Consider the following 17,601-nt stretch of genomic DNA (forward strand, 5'->3'; position numbering starts at 1 on the left):
ATCGGGGTACGGGTGGGTCATCACGGACCTCTCGGTCGACGGGTTCCTCCCTCCCCAGGGTGGCCCGGCGGACGCCACGGCGCCCGTCGGATCCCGTCCTTCGGGTCAGTCCGCCACCCGGTCGCCCGCCCGGTCGCCCGCCCGGCCACCGGTCGGGGCGGCCCGCGTCGCGGCCACCACCCGGGCCGCGGCGGCGAGCCCGAGGCGTGGACTCGCCAGGACCGGGCGCGAGGTGGTCATCCGGTCGACGGCGTCGGCCATGGACGCCTGCGCGAGAACGACGACGCCGCCCTCCGCCGGGGGCGCGCCGTCCACGGCCGCCGCCACGGCGTCGAGGTAGCCGTCCCGGTCCCCCGCCTCGAACAGCTCCCAGGCCCCCTCCACCACGACGGTGCCGATGAGCGAGGTCTCCGGTCCCGACTCCTCGGCGATGAGGGCGACGGTGGGCTCGAGGGTGGAGCGCAGCGCGGCCACGACGACGATCCGGCGGTACCGGGCGGCTTCGGCGGCCATCGGCCGGTCCACCCGGAGCACGGGCACGCCGAGGGCGCCCGCCTGCCGCTCGGCGATGCCGCCGATCGTGGAACAGGTGCAGAGCACGGCCTCGGCGCCGTCCGCGACGGCCGCCGCGAGCGCCGCCGCCACCGCCCCGGCGACCGCCTCCGGCCCCGCCTCCCGGGCCCGTACCAGCAGCTTCTCGTCGACGAGGTGGCGCAGGACGAGCCCGGGGTGGTACCGGTCGCGGAGCCCGTCGAAGACGGGGACGTGGACCGGTGAGGTGTGCAGCAGGGCCAGGGGGCCCGTCGAGGTGGTGCGCGTCGAGGTCACCACAGGTCCGGGGTGGCCCTCAGCTGGAGCCCCGCCGCGCGGACCACCTCGGACGGGGCGACCGGGGCCTCGTCCGGGTGCCGCTCGGCCCAGGCGGCGGCGTACGGGCAGAGCGGCACGACGGGTACGCCCTCACCGGCGGCGATCGCGTAGAACTCGCGCACGAGTGCTCCGGCGATGCCCTTCCCCTCGTGGCCGTCCTCGACGACGGTGTGCACGGCGACGAGGGCGTGAGGCTCGGCGGTGAGCACGAAGTAGACGATGACACCCACATAGGTGTCGCCCTCGAAGGCTTCCAGGCGCCCCTTCGCCCGGTCGTCACGAATCCTCAGCTCGGCCATGCGGCGACGCTCCCTCGACGTGGATCGGTCAGATCTGCACAGGCACGGACACGGACGCGGGCACGGCGTGCGGGCCGCGCACCGTGTCGCTCCCGGGGACGGGCGCGGAGGCGTCGGTCCCCAGCTCCACGATGCGGTTGTCGCCGTCGACATGCACGACGGTCGGCACGAACGTCCGGGCCTCCGCGTCCTCGACCTGCGCGTAGCTGATCAGGATCACGAGGTCGCCGGGGTGCACGAGGTGGGCGGCGGCGCCGTTGATCCCGATGACGCCGGAACCCCGCTCGCCCTCGATGACGTAGGTCTCGAGTCGGGCGCCGTTGTCGATGTCGACGATGTGCACGAGCTCGCCGGGCAGAAGATCGGCCGCCTCCATCAGGTCGGCGTCGACGGTGACGGAACCGACGTAGTGCAGGTCGGCCTGGGTCACGGTGGCCCGGTGGATCTTGGACTTGAACAGAGTGCGCAGCACTGTGGACTCCTCGAAGACGGCTCCCTGCCTGCTTTCTGCAGGTCAAGGGCATCCTCGACTTTACATCGGCACACGCCGAACGATGTTTGTGAGAAACATCGCTCTGGTCGGGCTAGACGGCCCTCACCTGGGCTTTCACGCCGTCACCGGCGGCAGTTCGGGCAATTCTCCAGGAGCGCTCTGCGGCCCATGCTGACCGAATGCTGACTTACCTGATGAACCATCAAAAGCGAGCCCCTGACCGCGTCCACATAGCGCAGACCTGTCAAACGTCCAGAGTCGGAACCTACGCGCGCGTACTGACACTGCGCGGCAGATGCCGACCGCAGCCCGTGCCTCGTGAGTTCAGCTCGGAACGACCGTCACGATGTCAGGCGCGATGTCCAGCACCAGGAGCGCCGCCGCCACGTGGGTCGGGTTGTCCTCCACCTTGACGGCCGCAAGCTCGTTGGCGCGTGAGACGCGCCGTTCGACGGTGTTGCGGTGCGCGTAGAGGTCGGCGGCCGCCCGGGTGGTGCTGAAGCCGCACTGCACATAGGTGAGCAGTGCTTGCCGCAGGGCTGTGTCGGCTTCGGCCAATGGCCCGAGGGTGTTGATGACGAACCGACGTGCGCCGGGCCGGTCCTTCGTGAGCGCGTCGATCAGCTCGACGTCGGCGTAGGCGGTGAACCGCCTGCCGGACTCCAGCCGGATCACCAACGCCTGCGCCGCGAGGGCGTCCTGGTGACTGGAGCGGAATCCTTCGAGACCGCGTCCCGGCCTTCCCAGTGCCGCGCGGACCTCATCGGCCGCCGCGAGGTCCTTCTCCACGTGGTAAGGGTCCGGGACGGCTTCCCCCGAGAGCCAGATCCACCGCGACGTGGCGCTGGCGCGCGCCACCAGGGCGCTCCGGCCGCCGGCGGAGGAGCGCACGGCGGCGATCGCCTCGTCCAGGGCATCGGCCTGCTGGGGATCATCGACCCAGAGGACGAGACCCACGTGCCACCGCGCCATCCGGTAGCGCAGGCGCCCTTCGGCGAGGTCCTCCGCCATCGGTGCCCCACTGGCGATCAGCTGGATCAGCGCGATCCCCTCGGCATCCGTGTTCCCCATCGCCGCAGCGAGGCCGGCTTGCCGCAGGGCAGCGACGGAGTCGAGGGCGTACTGCACCAGCGACTGCGCCGTCACGTCCAGGACCCCCACGAGAAGATCGGGGTCCGCGCAGTCCGCCACGCATTCCTCCAGCCATCGCCGCCAGCCGATCCCCAGGGCCACACGCCAGGCACCGGCGAAGTCGGGCGCGATGCCCCGGGAGACGAGATCGTTGATGTACGCCGTGGTCCTCGGACTGACGTAGGGTTCTACCCTCCGCCCCGGTTGCTGAACGTTTGCGGTCAACCACTGGACCACCTCAGAGCGGTTGAGCGCGCGATCCTCCTCGACCAGCGATGCGTCCGCGAGGAGAGCGGGGTCGTTCTGGGCGACGAGAGAGGGCCTTGCGAAGGCGTCGATCAGGGCGTCCGTTTCCGTCAGCAGGCGCTGACACAGGGACCTGATCGCATCGGCGACCTCACGCGAGGGCGGGGGCCACAGCTCTTCCATGTTCTCAGTGTCCCTCTGCTCCCGGGGAGCCGAGGCTCCCGACATGCTGTGTCCCAGACCGATGAAGGGCTTGTCGGCGGCCTGTCCGACGGCGAAGGCGTCACCAGCCCCCGGCCGCTGTTTACTCTCACTAAACGGCGGCAGATTTACCATGCTCTCGTCGGCACCACAAGGGGTTCGACACCATCGCCCCCTCCCCCTCCGCAGGGGCGCACCGACCGCCCCTGGCACCCATGCCTTAGCCTCGTGCCACGGAGAGGACTCGTCCGGGTCGGCCCGTCACCTGACAGGCACACGACCTCGGCCTCGGGACGGGCGGTGAGCACACCATGTCCATCGGTGACGGCGGAACAGCAGACGGAGCGGAACGGGGCGCCGCCGCCCTCGAAGCGTCCACCGGCGCGCAGCTGCGGAAGATCAGGCTCGACCGCGGCTTGTCGTTGACGGAGGTCGCGCACCGGGCTGAGGTCACCAAGGGCTTTCTGAGCCAGTTGGAGCGTGGTCTCACCAGCGTGTCCGTCCCGACGTTGCTGCGCGTCTGCGAGGTGCTGCGGATCGGGGTCGGGGAGCTGTTCGCGTGCCCCGACGAACACGTCGTGGACGGCGGAAGCCGGATCGACATGGGCGGTGAGGGCGTGGCCGAATACCTGCTCACGCCCGCCGGCACCACGGCGTTCCAGGTCTTCCGCTCCGTGATCGAGCCGGGCGGGGGCACCGGAGGCCCCTACCGGCTCGACACCGCCACGATTTTCGCGATGGGGCTGAGCGGCTCCACCCGTCTGATCGTCGGAGGCGAGACCCGGATGCTGTCGGCCGGGGTGTCCACCTCGTTCTCCGGCCAGACGCTTCACGAGTTCGACAATCCGGGTACGACGGTGAGCGAGGTCCTCTGGGTCCTGTCGCCTCCCCTGCCGCGCGCCGCGCGAGAACCCGCCTAGATCCCGGCGTCGAATGCCGGGCCCGCATGAGGAGTGGTGCGAGGGCGACGGCTACTTCGCAGGACCCGGCGGTGTTGTCGTAGCGGATGGCGATCTCACACCGCGCCGTCACGGAGCAGGCGTCGCCCGAACCCTCAGGAACCCCCGCGCCTGGCACGACCGAGCGCCCGCCGGGCCCGCGTCCTGCTGCCGTTGAAGAAGTCGTTGAACCGGTCCAGCCCCCAGATGGCCCGGAGGACGAACGGCTGCATCAGCAGCGACATCGACGGCGAGTACTTCGGGGCGTCCGACCAGATGCCGGCGAGGTCGTCCGACATCTGACCGTCGACGATGTAGTCGGCGAGCTGGTGGGTCACGTACGGCACCTGGCAGAGGCCGTGGCCGTTGCAGGCCATCGCGTAGAAGACGTTGTCACCCACCTGCCCGGCGACCGACAGCCAGTCCGGGCTGATGCCGATCCAACCGCCCCAGGCCCGCTCGATGGCCACGTCGGACAGCGACGGGAACCGGTTGGCCAGATCCTTCCCCATGTCCCGCACGACAGCGGGGTCCGGGAGCCGGTCCGGGAGCGGGTAGGTCTGGCCTCGCTGCGCTTTGCGGACCCCGCAGACGAGGGTGTTGCGCTCGGTGAGCCGGTAGTGGGTCATCAACTGGTGCTGGGTGATGATGCCGGACCGGCTGGTCCAGTCCAGCGCGGCGAGCCGCTCCGGCGCGATGGGTTCCGACTCGATCTCGATGACGTACAGCGGCGTCGCGAGGTTCTTGGGCGTGATGTCCCACTCGCCGCCGTAGACGCTGGTCGCGAGCAGCACCTTGTTGGCCCGCACGGTGCCGTGCGGTGTCGTGATCTCGACGATGCCGCCCGTGCGCCGGACATCGCTCACCCGCGTCCGCTCGAAGACCTTGGCCGAGGACGCGAGCAGTGCGCGGCGCACACCACGGGCGAGCTTGCCCGGGTTCAGCATCCCGCCGATGGATTCCCGCATCCCGCCCACGAAGCCGGCGGGGAGGCCGAGCTCCTCTCTGCTGCCGACGGTCCCGCCCCCACCGAAGGCGCGCAGGATCGCAGCCTGGGTACGCACCCTGAGCATCATGAGGGGTGAGACCGCACCCCACACCAGGCCGTTCGCCACGTAGTCGCAGTCGATGTCGTGCCTCGTGATGAGGTCTTCCACATAGCGGCCCGCGTGCTCCGCCAGTTTGGCCATGACCGGCATCTTCTTCGGGGACTGGAGGCTGAGCATCCGCAGGTCGCCACCCGGCGCCCCGGCGATCTGACCGCCGTTGCGCGAGGCCGAGCCGTAGCCGCAGAACTCGGCCTCCAGCAGGACCACGTCCTGGTCGCGCTCCGCGAGGCGCAGGGCGGCCGCCATGCCACCCATCCCGCCGCCGATGACGGCGATGTCGCAGGTGAGATCACCGTCCAGCGCGGGCCGCACGTCGTCCGGCGGGTCGATCCAGCCGGTGAAGCTGGTGTACTTCGTGCTGTCGGTCCTCATGCTGTCCCGATCTCCTTCCAGGTGGGGCGTCCGCCCCACTTCGTACTCCGCGTCGTGGCGTGCTCGGCAGCGCGCCCGAGCCCCCGTTCCCGGCCGGCGGATCGACGGTGACGGGCGGCTCTTCGGCGAGACGCTTGAAGACGGCGAACAGGAGGTTCTCCGTCCTCGGCGTCTCGTCTCAGTCCTGAGAAGTCGTGGCCCCGAGTGAGGCCCGGCCCGCTCGCCGCTCTCCCTTGGCCGCGACCGAACGGGCGGGCAGGTCCCCCATCGACAGGAGACCGGGACGCGCCTCGACGACCGCGGTGGATGCGTTGACCGCCGCCGCGACGGTGCTGAGGAAGGAATCGAAGCCCACGGAGGAACGGAGGTCGACGACCTGCTCCTCTCCGACGATCCGGTAGTCGTCGCCCGCGGCCACCTCATCGGCCGGCTCGAAGAACCCGAACGTGATCTCCAGATCGATCACCACCTCGCCCTTGAGCACGCCCCGGGCGGCGTGAGTGACCGCCGCGATCTGCCCCGGTTCGATACGCATGTGGTCCCCGACCCGCGGCGAAGTCGTCACGACAGCGGGTTCGACCTCTCCCACGTCCACCAAGTCGAGATCCCATCCGAGCCCTGCCGCGAGCGCCCCGATGGCCTGCTCGAAGCCGTGGTGCCCGACGACCTCGCCCCGGCTGCGAGCCGTCGCGAACTCGCGCATGGTCAGACCGAGGCCGAACTTCGACAGGATCGCGCCGTAGCGTGACATGTTCGTCCGCCGGCGGATCCGCACGCTCTCCACACGCTGGGTCAGTGCGGTCAGGAGGAGAGGAAGGGTGTCCATCAGGACGCCCGGGTTCGCCCCGCTGCCCAGGACGGTCACGCCGTGCGCCTTCGCCGTGTCGTCGAGCCGCCGGGCCAGATCGGGGTGGCTCCGCCATGGATGGGCCAGCTCTTCGCAGATGCTCAGGACGTTGTACGAACGTTCCAGCAGCGGCAGCAGGACATCGGCCGCCTTGTGCAGATCCGAGACGGTCGCCACGATCGCGAGGTCGGCGGCGGGCAGCTCGGCCGGGTCGCTCACGACGACGACACCGTTCGCGACGCCGCCGAGGAGCACTCCGAGGTCCTGACCGACCACGCGGGGGTCCCGGTCCGCCGCTCCCACGATCTCCACGTCCGCGCGTCGCAGCATGGAGGAGGCGATGGCCCGGCCAGTGGCACCGAGCCCCACCACGACAGTCCGATTCTTCAACGTCACTCCCTCGGGCGCCTCGGTCGGCCCGCCCACGACACGGTGCTCGGCGAGACGGGACTTCGCCGGTGGCGGTTGCCTGGTACCCCACTGTCACAGGCCACGGCCGTGGTGAGAACGACACTGGGCACCGGCTTCCTCCGGGGGCGGTGCACGGTGCACAGACCGGCCGCGCCCTTGCGCTCACGAGCTGACCGGCACGTCGCTCAGAGGCGCTCGTAGACAGCCGGTCGGCGCGCGCGCAGGACGAGGGCCTGCACCGCGCCGGCCACGGCCGAGAGGGCGACGAGGCCACCGATCACCCAGGCACCCGTGGTGGTGCCGACAAGAAGCGGGAAGTTGGCGACCATCATGCAGACCACGCAGGCCAGGCCGAGGAAGGCGACGGCCGGGGCCACGACCGTCCGCCACACCGAAGGCCGCCCGTCGGCGCGCCGGAAGAAGCCGATGACGGCGAGGCTGGTGGCCGCCATCAGCAGGACGATGCCGAGCGTGGCGGCGCCGGAGAACCAGGCGTAGAGGTCCCCGATCGGGTCGAGGCCGAGCGAGGCGACGACGAGCGTGGTGACGAACGCGACCGCCGAGGCGACGGCCGAGGACGCCGACGGTGCGCGATGCCGGGGGTGGACGACGCTCAGCGACGCCGGAAGCGCGCCGGCCCGGGACAGCGCGAACTGATAGCGCGTCACGACGTTGTGGAAGGCCAGTACGCAAGCGAACTGGCTTGTGATCAGCAGGAGTTGCATGGCGTCGGCCCAGACGGACCCCACGTAGCTCCGCGTCAGCGTGAGGACCAGACCTTCGGGGTCGGCCTGCGCGGCTCCGACCACGGCGTCGATGCCGGAACCCACCACGATCGCCCACACGGTGAACGAGTAGAAGGCTCCGATCACCAGGATCGCGACGTACGTCGCCCGCGGGACCGTGACGTCGGGGTCCTTCGCCTCGTGGCGGAACACGGCCGTCGCCTCGAAGCCGATGAAGCCGAAGAGGGCGAACATGACGCCGAGGCCCAGGGAGCCGGTGCCCACGATCGAGGGCGACACCGGCTCGGCCGTCAGGCCGTGGGCGCCGCCGTGGCCCACGATGCCGACGTCCATGACCAGGAGCAGCAGGAATTCCAGTACCAGCACGGCACCGAGCACCTTGGCGCTCAGCTCGATGTCGCGGTAGCCGAGGAAGGCGATGACGCCCAGCGAGACGAGCGCCCAGGCCCACCACGGGGAGCCGACGTCGGCGTACCGCTCGATGACGTTGCTCGTCGCGACCCCGACGTAGGCGTTCACCCCGACGAGAAGCAGCGTGTAGGAGAAGAGCGCGAGGGTCGCTGCCGAGAGACCGGGGATCCGGCCCAGCCCCGCCTGGACGTAGGCGTAGAAGGCCCCCGCGTCGCGTACCCGTCCGGCCATCAGCGTGAAGCCGACCGCGAAGACCAGCAGCAGCACGGTGGACAGCACGAAGTACAGCGGCATCCCCGGGCTGCCGCTCACGGCGAAGGCGAGCGGCACCCCGCCGGCCACGAGGCCGAGCGGTGCCGCCGCGGCGACGACCATGAACACGATCTGCGACACGCCGAGCCCACGGTGGAGCGGGTTGCCCGATCCCGCTTCACCGCCGGGTGCTTCGGCGTGCCCTGTCTTGGAGAGGTCGGTCATCGCGATCACCTTTCGGCTCACGGGCCGGTACCGGCTCGTCATGGGTGGGTGAAGGAGTGCGTGCGTGGAGCGGTACGCCTGCGCGAACGAACAGGTGCGGCTCCCTCGCGGTGGCTGAGCCGGAGCGGCAGGAGGCGGCTCCTGCCGCCCGAGAAGACGCGGCCACGTGCGGGTTCCGGGTCGTCGGCCGCTTCCGCTCGGCCGCGATCGCGGGAGTGACGGCCGCGATCGTGGCAGCGACGGCGGCGATCCCCCGCAGCTCGATACACCTGTGGGTCCCGGCACGCGGCGAGGTCGTGACGACAGCGGGTTCGGTCTCCCCGGATGACCACGACCCTGCTGTTTAGTGCCACTAAACAGCAGGGGGAAACCTCTACCACCCCGGTCTTGCTCCCGCAATGGCCGCGGCAGCAAGACGCCGCTGGACGGTCGTCTCCGACCGCCCTCCCGGAAGGGCCGGGCTGCGGGCTCGGCCGGGGCCTCTGCCCGAACGTCGGACACCGTATGGGCGCAGCGGCCCGGCCCGCCTGTGCATCGTGCACCGAGCCCCGGCGAAGGAGGTGCCCGCTGTCGTTCTCGCAGGCGGTCCTGGCTGGCGACAGTGAGGCAACCGCCACAGGAACAGCGAGGAAACGCCATGACAGCTGAGGTGTTGGACGCCGTCGAGGAATTCGACGTGGTGATCGTCGGAGCCGGAATCTCCGGGATCGGCGCGGCCACCTATTTCAGCCGGGAGCTGCCCGACAAGTCGCTCGCCGTACTGGAAGCGCGCGACGACATCGGAGGCACGTGGGACCTGTTCCGCTATCCCGGCATCCGTTCGGACTCCGACCTTCACACGTTCGGATACGCGTTCAAGCCCTGGCGCCACGAAGCCGCGATCGCCGACGCTCCCCTCATCAAGGAGTACCTCCACGAGACCGTCGAGGAGAACGGCCTGGAGCGCGTCCTCAGGCTCGGCCACCGGGTCGTCCGCGCGGAGTGGTCCACGGCGGACTCACAGTGGACCCTCACCGTCCAGACGTCGGACCCCGCCACGGGAGCGACCCGGACCAGGACGATCCACGCGGGATGGGTCTTCGCCGCCACCGGCTACTACCGGTACGACGAGGGGTTCTCCCCGGAGTTCCAGGGACGGGACGAGTTCGAGGGCCGGATCGTCCATCCGCAGCACTGGCCCGAGGGACTCGACTACAGCGACAAGAAGGTCGTCGTCATCGGCAGCGGCGCGACCGCGATCACTCTGGTGCCGGCCATGACCACCGGGCCGGGAGCCGCCCGGCACGTGACGATGCTGCAGCGCACCCCCACCTACGTCATGGCGCTCCCCCGCGTCGACAAGGTCGCCCTGGCGCTCACGAAGCTGCTCGGGGAAGAACGCGGGTACGCCGTGACGCGGTTCAAGAACATCTGGACCGAACACGCCGTCGTGAAGGGCCTGCGGACCTTCCCCAAGGCAGGACGGGCCTTCATCCGGCGCGAGAACGTCAAGCGCCTTCCCAAGGGGTTCGACGTCGACAAGCACTTCAACCCACCGTACGACCCGTGGGACCAGCGGGTGTGTGTGGCACCGAACGGCGACTTCTTCGACGCGATCAAGGACGGAAGGGCCTCCGTCGTCACCGACGCCGTGGCGAGGTTCAGCAAGCGCGGCATCGTCCTGGCGTCGGGTGAGGAACTGGAAGCCGACATCATCGTCACGGCGACGGGGCTGAACCTTCGGCTCTTCGACGGCATGCCCATCGTGGTCGACGGGCATCAGGTCGACATCGCGGACGCGCTCTGTTACCGCGGCATGCTGCTGAGCGGGATGCCGAACTGGGCGATGGCGATCGGCTACACCACCTCGTCCTGGACGCTCAAGGTGAGCCTGATGTGCCGTTACTTCATCGACCTGGTCAGGCACATGGACGCCCGCGGATACGACACGGTGGTTCCGGTCGCGCCGCCGGGAACGAACCGCAGGCCCGTCATGGACCTCCAGGCCGGGTACGCCAAGCGCGGCGAGAAGCTCCTGCCCAAGCAGGGCCCCGAGAAGCCCTGGCGGATGGCGATGTCCTACCCCGAGGACGCCAGGGCGCTGCGCGGCCCGGTGGCCGACGAGAACCTCCGGTTCGGCGCCCGCCGGGCGGCCGCGCCGGCACCCGGCGGGAGGCGAGCCACCCGTGCCTGAGACGAGCGCCGTCGAGAGCGCCGACCAGTACGCGACCCTGCCGTCCGGAATGACGATCTGCTTCCGGGACCACGGCGACAAGGACGACCCCGCGATGCTGCTCATCGCGGGACTGGGCGAAGACCTCACCTTCTGGACCGACCCGTTCGTCGGCTCCCTCACCGTCCACGGTTTCAGGGTCGTCGCGATCGACAACCGCGACGCCGGCCAGTCGACGTTCGTCGCCGCGCCCCCGCCCGGGATCTGGCGTCAGATCGCCGCGCGTCCGCGCGGCGACGCGTACACGCTGGCCGACATGGCCCAGGACGCCGTCGGCGTACTCGACCATCTCGGGATCGCGCGGGTGCATCTGGTCGGGCGGTCGATGGGAGGGATGATCGCGCAGACGATCGCGGCCACAGCACCCGAGCGGGTCCTGTCGCTGGCCTCCCTCTACTCCACGACCGGGGCGCGCAAGGTCGGTCAGCCGGCCCTGTCGACGATCCGGCTCCTCGCCGCCCCGCCGGCGAGGAACAGAACCGCGGCGGTCCGTGCCCACCTGCGGCTCACCCATCACATCGCGGGAACGGGGCACCCCATCGACGACGCAGCCGAGGCGGCCATCGCGGCGCGCGGCTGGGACCGCAGCGCCGGCGACCCGGCGGCCGGCACGGCGCGCCAGATCCAGGCCATCCAGCGCTCCGGGGACCGGACGGCCCAGCTGAGCCGGATCACCGCCCCGACGCTGGTCATCCACGGCGACCGAGACCCACTGGTGAGCCCGAGCGGCGGCGCCGCGACAGTCCAGGCGATCCGCTCGGCACAGCACGTGGTCATTCCCGGCATGGGCCATCACCTCCCCGAGTCCCTCGTCGCCCCCGTCACCACCTACATCGCGCAGCACGCGAACCGCGTGGGCGAAGGAGGCAGCCATGTCCGGATCTCGTGAGCCCCGCTCCGGGAGCACCACGGTGGACGTCGTGGTCGTCGGCGCCGGTTTCGCCGGTCTGAGCGCGGCGGAGCGACTGGTGAGCACTGGGCGATCCGTCCTGCTCGTGGAAGGCCGCGACCGGGTCGGAGGCCGTTCGCTCTCCGGCGAGGTGGCAGGCGTGAAGGTCGACCTCGGAGCGACGTGGGTGGCCCGGCGCCACACCGCCGTCCGGGACCTCGCGAGCCGGGTGGGGTGTACCACCACCGACCAGTTCGCCCAGGGCCGCAACGTGCTGTGGATGGCGGGCCGGCGCCGCACCTACAGCGGCACCATTCCCAAGGTCTCCCCCGCGGCCCTGGTGGACATGGCGCGCATGCAGGCGGCGGTGAACAAGCTGGTCGCGACCGTCGACGTGGACGCGGCGTGGGAGACGCCGGGGGCCGGCCGGCTCGACGCCGTCTCGTTCGGCGAGTGGCTCGACCGGAAGAACGCGCTGCCCGGCACCCGGGCGCTGATGACCGTCATCAGCAAGGTGCAGTGGGGCTGCACCCCGGGAGACGTCTCCCTGCTGCACGCACTGCGCTACATCCGTTCGGCGGGCGGGCTCGACCACATGCTGGACGTCGAGGGCGGTCAGCAGCAGGACCGGATCGTCGAGACCACCCAGGAGATCGCCAAGCGGGTGGCGGAGCGGCTCGGTGACCGCGTGCGCCTGGAGACACCGGTGCGCCGCGTCGCACAGGACGACGACAGCGTCACCGTCCGCACCGACTCCGGCGAGATCCGGGCCCGGTACGCGATCGTCACGGCCTCGCCGGCGCACCGCGCCGCCATCGCATTCGAGCCCGCTCTGTCCGAACGGGGCGAAGGGCTCACGCGGACCTGGCGCATGGGCGTGCTCAGCAAGGCGCTCGTGGCGTACGAGAGGCCGTTCTGGCGAACCGAAGGATTCTCCGGCGAGGCGGTGACCGACACCGGAACCGTGTTCATCACCTTCGACGTGTCCCCCGCCCCCGGCGGACCGGGCGTCCTGATGGCCTTCTGCGATCCGCGCGTCTTCGACGGCTTCAGCCCCGGGGCCCGGCGCGACCGGGTGGTCCGGCAGCTCGCCGACCTCTACGGTCCGCAGGCGCTCGCCCCGATCGACTACGTGGACCACTGCTGGGGAGCGGAGCCCTTCGCCCCGGGCGGCCCCAACCCCGCCGTCGCCCCCTACGCGACCACTAGCTTCGGCAAGGCGCTGAGCGAGTCCCACGGGCGCGTTCACTGGGCGGGCTCCGAAACCGCCGGCGAATGGGCCGGAACCATGAACGGCGCGGTCCTGACGGGCCAGCGCACCGCGGAGAGCGTCATCACCCTGCTGACTCGCGACGTCCGAGAGGGGGCGTCCCGATGAAGGAGACGCTGTTCCTGCTGGCCGACCTGTGGATGATCTTCGCCGGCTACTTCTACGGCTGGAGATTCATCCGCCGCTACGGCAACTACCTCCTGGGGCTCGAGTGGATGGTCGTCGCGACGTCGGGCACCAACTTCCTGCTCTGGTCGCTGCTCGGGGCCAAGAGCAACAGCGTGCTGTACGACCTGGCGTACTTCTTCGACGCGTTCTCCAGGTCGGTCGGCATCACGCTCATCCTGGTCCTGGGCCTGATGAAGGTCACCCATCGCTACAAGCCGAGCCGCGGCGTCGACGTCGCCGTGTTCGGGGTCGCGATCGTGGCCGCCCTGTTCCTCCGCCCCTTCCACGGCGCGGATCTCGACACCGACCGTGGTGCGTTCTGGGTCTCCGTGTTCTACGTCGTCGTCAACCTGCTCACGGCCGCGTTCCTCTGCTTCTTCGTCAAACGGCTCTGGAGCGCGGGCGCGAGGTGGCCGGCGGTATGGACCGGACTGGTCACGGCCGCCGGGACCACCATCGCGATCACGTACGACTTCTTCCCCCTGCCGTTCGACGACGCGAACCGCACGATCTTCTACACCGCCGCGCTGGCGACCTGGGGCACCCAGGGATTCGTCTACTTCCACGCCTACCGCGCCCTGCACGACCGCGACGCGGCCTCGGACGCGAACCCGGCCCCCGCGACCGGGGCCCTCGCATGAACCCGTCACATCCACAAGGAGTCAGCATGACGAAAAGGCACGTGTACGCGGTGGTGGACCCGGCCACCGGCAAGCTGGTCAAGGAGTACCCCACCGCGACGGACGAGACCGTCGACGCGGCGCTCGACGCGGCGGCGGAGGCCTACGCGCAATGGTCGAGGCAGACCTCCGTGGAACAGCGCGCCCAGCTGCTGCACGCCGTCGCCACCCTGCACGACGAGCGCAGCCGGCAGCTCGCCGAGATCATCCACCGGGAGATGGGCAAGCCGGTGGACGAGGCCGTCGGGGAGGTCGAGTTCAGCGCCTCCATCTACCGGTACTACGCCGAGAACGCGGAGAAGTTCCTCACCGACGAGCCGATCGAGCTCCTGGAGGGCGAGGGCACCGCCTTCGTCCGTCGCCAGCCGGTCGGCGTGCTGCTGGGGATCATGCCCTGGAACTACCCGTACTACCAGGTGGCCCGGTTCGCCGCGCCCAACCTCGCGCTGGGCAACGCCATCGTGCTCAAGCACGCGTCGCAGTGTCCGGAGTCGTCCGCGGCTCTCCAGCAGCTGTTCACGGACGCCGGCTTCCCCCAGGGCTGCTATGTCAACGTCCACGCCACCGGGGAGCAGATCGGCCGCGCCATCGCGGACCCCCGCGTGCAGGGCGTGTCCTTCACCGGTTCGGAACGGGCCGGCGCGGAGGTCGCCGAGAAGGCCGGACGCAGCCTCAAGAAGGTGGTGCTCGAACTGGGCGGCTCGGACCCGTTCATCGTGCTGTCGACCGACGACCTCGACGCCACGGTCCAGGCGGCGGTCGAGGCGCGGTTCGAGAACGCCGGGCAGGCGTGCAACGCCGGGAAGCGCTTCATCGTCGCCGAGGACCTCTACGACGCCTTCCTCGACAGGTTCACCGAAAAGGTGCTCGCGCTGACCGACGGCCTGGCGCCGCTCTCCTCGGTCGCCGCCGCCGAGTACGTCGAGGAGCAGGTCGGGCGAGCCGTCGCCGAGGGGGCGACCTTCGTCTCCGCACGGCAGCGCGAGGGGGCGTACTTCCCGCCCGGCGTGCTGACGGGCCTCTCCCCGGCGTCGCCGTCGGCCGCCGAGGAGCTCTTCGGCCCCGTCGCGACCGTCTACCGGGTCGCCTCCGAGGAGGAGGCCGTCGAGCTGGCGAACGACACCCCGTACGGGCTGGGCTCCTACGTGTTCACCACGGACGCCGAGCAGGCGCTGCGCGTCGCCGACAGGATCGAGGCCGGCATGGTCTTCATCAACGGCGTCGGCCTCGACGGCGCGGAACTGCCTTTCGGTGGGGTCAAGTTGTCCGGCTTCGGCCGCGAGCTCGGACGGGCGGGAATCGACGAGTTCGCCAACAAGAAGCTCATCCGAACCGCTCGGACGTGACCGCCCCACCACACGGAAGGAAGACCTTCATGACGATCGAGTTCGACGCCGCCGTCTTCAGGACGCCGAACGAACCACTGACCATCGAGCGAGTGACGATCCCCTCAACGCCTCCGCCCGGCGAGGTGCTCGTGCGGCTCCGGGCGAGCGGGGTGTGCCACAGCGACCTCCACGTCCTCCTGGGCGAATGGGAGGTTCCTACGCCGATGATCCTCGGCCATGAGGGAGCCGGGATCGTCGAGAGCGTCGGCGAGGGCGTCACGACGCTCAAGAAGGGCGACCACGTCGTGCTGTCCTGGACGCCCTCGTGTCGCCGCTGCCGCTACTGCATCAGCGGCAGGCCCGTCCTCTGTGACATGGTCAGCCAGCACTCGGCGAACCACCTGTCGTTCGACGGCCGGTCCCGGATCACGTCCGCCGGCGGGGACGACGTCCTCAGCTTCGCGGGCCTCGGAACGTTCGGCGAGTACGCCCTCGTGCCCGAGTCGGGCGCGATCGCCGTCCGGGACGACGCCCCGTTCCCGCAGGCGGCTCTGGTCGGATGCGCCGTCACGACCGGTGTCGGCGCGGCCGTCAACACCGCCAACGTGCGGCCGAGCGACACCGTACTGGTCCTCGGCTGCGGCGGCGTCGGCCTGAACGCGATCCAGGGTGCCCGGCTCGCCGGCGCGCGGAAGATCATCGCCGCGGACATCTCCGACGAGAAGCTGGAGCAGGCACGCGTCTTCGGCGCGACCGACCTGATCAACAACGGTCGCGAGGACTTCGCGGACCGGGTGCGGCAGCTCACCGACGGACGCGGTGTGGAGATCGCCATCGAGGCCATAGGACTGCCCCGCACCATCGAGGCGGCCTACGAGGTCCTGGCCCGGGGCGGCACGGCGGTGGTCGCCGGGCAGGTGGCGGACGGCCTGAAGGTCTCCATCGACCCCTTCGTCATGTCCGATCAGGAGCTCTCGCTCATCGGCTCGAACTACGGCTCCAGCAAGCCTGCTTCCGACTTCCCGCTGCTGATCGACCACTACATGAACGACCGCATCGATCTCGACTCCCTTGTGACGAGCGTGATCGGTCTGCAGGACGTCAACGAGGCGTTCGACCAGATGAAGCGCGGCATCGGCATCCGCTCGGTGATCACGTACTGAAAGGCAGGGGCGATCTCATGGCCCTGGAATCATCCCGCTCGGCCTTCGAGCGAGCCCGCCGCAGCGTCGGCGGGGGCGTGGGGTCGGGCCTGCGCGCCGCGATGCCACCCCATCCGCTCTTCGTGCGCGAGGCGCGGGGCGCACATGTCTGGGATTTGGACGGCGACCGGTACGTCGACTACGTGATGGCCTGGGGTCCGCTCGTCCTCGGTCACAGCGACCCGCGCGTGCTGTCAGCGGTGTCCGAGGTCGCGGAGAAGATGCAAGTCGTCGGCACCGGCCACCCGCTGGAGTACCTCGCGGCGGAAGCGGTCCTCGAGGCCGTGCCGCACGGCGAGCGGCTGCTGTGGAGCAACACGGGGACCGAGGCGGTGCAGGTGGCGCTGCGCCTCGCGCGCGCCGCCACCGGGCGGCGCCGCGTCCTCAAGTTCGCCAAGAGCTACCACGGCTGGCACGACACCGTGTACGCCGGGATGTCCGAGGACGACTGCGATCGCCCCGCCGCCCCCGGCGGGGCGGGGCAATCGGCCAGCGTCCTCGACGACCTGGTCGTGGCGCGCTTCAACGACGTGCGGCTGGCCGAGCGCTTGCTGAGCGAGGCCGTCGAGCGCGACATCGCGGCCGTGCTCGTCGACCCGGTGATGAGCAACGCGGGCGTCGAAGCACCCTCACCGCAGTTCCTGTCGACGCTGCGGATCCTCTGCGACCGGCACGGCGTCGTCCTCGTCTTCGACGAGGTGATCGCCGGGTTCCGGATCGCCCGGGGCGGGGCGGCCGAGAAGTACGGCGTCCTTCCCGACCTGTCCGTCTTCGGGAAGGCGATGGCCGGCGGCTTCACCCAGAGCGCCGTCGTAGGCCGGTCCGATCTGATAGATCAGGTGACGTCCGGGGTCGTTCACGCCGGAACCTTCAACGCCAACCCGATCGCACTGGCGGCCGTCGCGGCGACGATGCGCGTCCTGGCCGATCCCGCGGTCTACGAGCAACTCGAACGGACCTCGTCCGAGTTCGAAGCCCTCGTCGGCACCGTTCTCGGTTCATCGCCCGATTTCGGCAGCTTCAACCGGGTCGGCTCGCTCCTCCAGTACGTCCCCGCCGGGGGCGCCACGGGGCTTCACGGAACGAGCGGGCTCTGGGCGGTGATCCTCGAAGGGATGCTGCGTCAGGGCTTCCTGTTCATGCCGTCGGGCAAGGTCTTCCTCAGCACGGCGCACACCACCGCCGACGTCGAGGCGACGGCCGAGGCCCTCGACCGGCTCCTGCGGAGGTTGTGACACCCGCATCGAGTCACGCGTTACCCCCACCCGCCCCGAGCCAGGCCGCGTGTTCTGTTCCTCCGC

15 protein-coding genes are annotated in these 17,601 nt (G+C 70.4%); 8 read left to right on the top strand and 7 right to left on the bottom strand.

Features of this window, described 5'->3' with window-relative positions; all coding sequences use genetic code 11:
- Nucleotides 1-105: 105 nt before the first annotated feature.
- The 4 genes from N5875_RS03415 to N5875_RS03430 all read right to left on the bottom strand — a co-directional run bounded on the left by N5875_RS03415 (nucleotide 106) and on the right by N5875_RS03430 (nucleotide 3,222).
- The gene (locus N5875_RS03415) at nucleotides 106-831 is read right to left on the bottom strand and encodes a hypothetical protein (protein WP_338491718.1); all 726 of its coding nucleotides are present in this window, start codon (nucleotides 829-831) and stop codon (nucleotides 106-108) included.
- Nucleotides 825-1,169, bottom strand: a complete 345-nt coding sequence (locus tag N5875_RS03420) for a GNAT family N-acetyltransferase (protein ID WP_318212001.1) — start codon at nucleotides 1,167-1,169, stop codon at nucleotides 825-827. Before N5875_RS03420 ends, N5875_RS03415 begins: the two co-directional genes overlap by 7 nt.
- A gap of 28 nt (nucleotides 1,170-1,197) precedes the next feature.
- On the bottom strand, nucleotides 1,198-1,641 hold the full coding sequence (gene panD, locus N5875_RS03425; protein ID WP_318212002.1) for an aspartate 1-decarboxylase: 444 nt from the start codon (nucleotides 1,639-1,641) through the stop codon (nucleotides 1,198-1,200).
- Nucleotides 1,642-1,986: 345 nt separating this feature from the next.
- Complete coding sequence (locus tag N5875_RS03430; protein ID WP_338491721.1) at nucleotides 1,987-3,222, bottom strand: helix-turn-helix domain-containing protein; 1,236 nt, start codon at nucleotides 3,220-3,222, stop codon at nucleotides 1,987-1,989.
- A gap of 329 nt (nucleotides 3,223-3,551) precedes the next feature.
- Here N5875_RS03430 and N5875_RS03435 point away from each other — a divergent pair, with 329 nt between their 5' ends.
- Nucleotides 3,552-4,160, top strand: coding sequence for a helix-turn-helix transcriptional regulator (locus tag N5875_RS03435; RefSeq protein ID WP_121827826.1), 609 nt, complete (start codon nucleotides 3,552-3,554; stop codon nucleotides 4,158-4,160).
- 134 nt (nucleotides 4,161-4,294) lie between these two features.
- Here N5875_RS03435 and N5875_RS03440 read toward each other — a convergent pair whose 3' ends face one another.
- From N5875_RS03440 to N5875_RS03450, 3 genes are all read right to left on the bottom strand, one after another.
- On the bottom strand, nucleotides 4,295-5,659 hold the full coding sequence (locus tag N5875_RS03440; protein ID WP_318212004.1) for an FAD-dependent oxidoreductase: 1,365 nt from the start codon (nucleotides 5,657-5,659) through the stop codon (nucleotides 4,295-4,297).
- A 178-nt stretch (nucleotides 5,660-5,837) separates the two neighbouring features.
- The gene (locus N5875_RS03445; RefSeq protein ID WP_338491725.1) at nucleotides 5,838-6,896 is read right to left on the bottom strand and encodes a Gfo/Idh/MocA family oxidoreductase; all 1,059 of its coding nucleotides are present in this window, start codon (nucleotides 6,894-6,896) and stop codon (nucleotides 5,838-5,840) included.
- 206 nt (nucleotides 6,897-7,102) lie between these two features.
- Nucleotides 7,103-8,551, bottom strand: a complete 1,449-nt coding sequence (locus N5875_RS03450) for an APC family permease (RefSeq protein ID WP_338491726.1) — start codon at nucleotides 8,549-8,551, stop codon at nucleotides 7,103-7,105.
- Nucleotides 8,552-9,188: 637 nt separating this feature from the next.
- On the opposite strand from N5875_RS03450, the gene N5875_RS03455 reads away from it, so the two are divergent.
- From N5875_RS03455 to N5875_RS03485, 7 genes are read left to right on the top strand one after another with little or no spacing between them, the layout of a single operon-like run.
- Complete coding sequence (locus N5875_RS03455; RefSeq protein ID WP_338491728.1) at nucleotides 9,189-10,724, top strand: NAD(P)/FAD-dependent oxidoreductase; 1,536 nt, start codon at nucleotides 9,189-9,191, stop codon at nucleotides 10,722-10,724.
- Nucleotides 10,717-11,652, top strand: a complete 936-nt coding sequence (locus tag N5875_RS03460; protein WP_338491730.1) for an alpha/beta fold hydrolase — start codon at nucleotides 10,717-10,719, stop codon at nucleotides 11,650-11,652. The genes N5875_RS03455 and N5875_RS03460 overlap by 8 nt, the downstream gene beginning before the upstream one ends.
- Nucleotides 11,636-13,030 (top strand): flavin monoamine oxidase family protein, encoded by a 1,395-nt coding sequence (locus N5875_RS03465; RefSeq protein ID WP_338491731.1) that lies wholly within the window; start codon nucleotides 11,636-11,638, stop codon nucleotides 13,028-13,030. Before N5875_RS03460 ends, N5875_RS03465 begins: the two co-directional genes overlap by 17 nt.
- Entirely contained in the window at nucleotides 13,027-13,731 is a 705-nt protein-coding gene (locus N5875_RS03470) for a transporter (RefSeq protein WP_338491732.1), read from the top strand. Before N5875_RS03465 ends, N5875_RS03470 begins: the two co-directional genes overlap by 4 nt.
- 26 nt (nucleotides 13,732-13,757) lie before the next feature.
- Entirely contained in the window at nucleotides 13,758-15,116 is a 1,359-nt protein-coding gene (locus N5875_RS03475) for an NAD-dependent succinate-semialdehyde dehydrogenase (RefSeq protein WP_338491734.1), read from the top strand.
- 29 nt (nucleotides 15,117-15,145) lie between these two features.
- On the top strand, nucleotides 15,146-16,261 hold the full coding sequence (locus N5875_RS03480) for a Zn-dependent alcohol dehydrogenase (RefSeq protein WP_338491736.1): 1,116 nt from the start codon (nucleotides 15,146-15,148) through the stop codon (nucleotides 16,259-16,261).
- A 17-nt stretch (nucleotides 16,262-16,278) separates the two neighbouring features.
- A complete protein-coding gene (locus N5875_RS03485) occupies nucleotides 16,279-17,535 on the top strand; it encodes an aminotransferase class III-fold pyridoxal phosphate-dependent enzyme (RefSeq protein WP_318212013.1) in 1,257 nt (418 codons plus the stop codon).
- Nucleotides 17,536-17,601: the final 66 nt, after the last annotated feature.

It is taken from the genome of Streptomyces sp. SJL17-4 (genome assembly GCF_036826855.1).
GTDB lineage: Bacteria > Actinomycetota > Actinomycetes > Streptomycetales > Streptomycetaceae > Streptomyces.

Bases quoted from the DNA above. Each gene is read 5' to 3' on its own strand.
- N5875_RS03420 (WP_318212001.1), bottom strand. From the start codon at position 1,169: ATGGCCGAGCTGAGGATTCGTGACGACCGGGCGAAGGGGCGCCTGGAA.
- N5875_RS03430 (WP_338491721.1), bottom strand. From the start codon at position 3,222: ATGGAAGAGCTGTGGCCCCCGCCCTCGCGTGAGGTCGCCGATGCGATC.
- N5875_RS03435 (WP_121827826.1), top strand. From the start codon at position 3,552: ATGTCCATCGGTGACGGCGGAACAGCAGACGGAGCGGAACGGGGCGCC.
- N5875_RS03440 (WP_318212004.1), bottom strand. From the start codon at position 5,659: ATGAGGACCGACAGCACGAAGTACACCAGCTTCACCGGCTGGATCGAC.
- N5875_RS03450 (WP_338491726.1), bottom strand. From the start codon at position 8,551: ATGACCGACCTCTCCAAGACAGGGCACGCCGAAGCACCCGGCGGTGAA.
- N5875_RS03455 (WP_338491728.1), top strand. From the start codon at position 9,189: ATGACAGCTGAGGTGTTGGACGCCGTCGAGGAATTCGACGTGGTGATC.
- N5875_RS03465 (WP_338491731.1), top strand. From the start codon at position 11,636: ATGTCCGGATCTCGTGAGCCCCGCTCCGGGAGCACCACGGTGGACGTC.
- N5875_RS03470 (WP_338491732.1), top strand. From the start codon at position 13,027: ATGAAGGAGACGCTGTTCCTGCTGGCCGACCTGTGGATGATCTTCGCC.
- N5875_RS03475 (WP_338491734.1), top strand. From the start codon at position 13,758: ATGACGAAAAGGCACGTGTACGCGGTGGTGGACCCGGCCACCGGCAAG.
- N5875_RS03480 (WP_338491736.1), top strand. From the start codon at position 15,146: ATGACGATCGAGTTCGACGCCGCCGTCTTCAGGACGCCGAACGAACCA.
- N5875_RS03485 (WP_318212013.1), top strand. From the start codon at position 16,279: ATGGCCCTGGAATCATCCCGCTCGGCCTTCGAGCGAGCCCGCCGCAGC.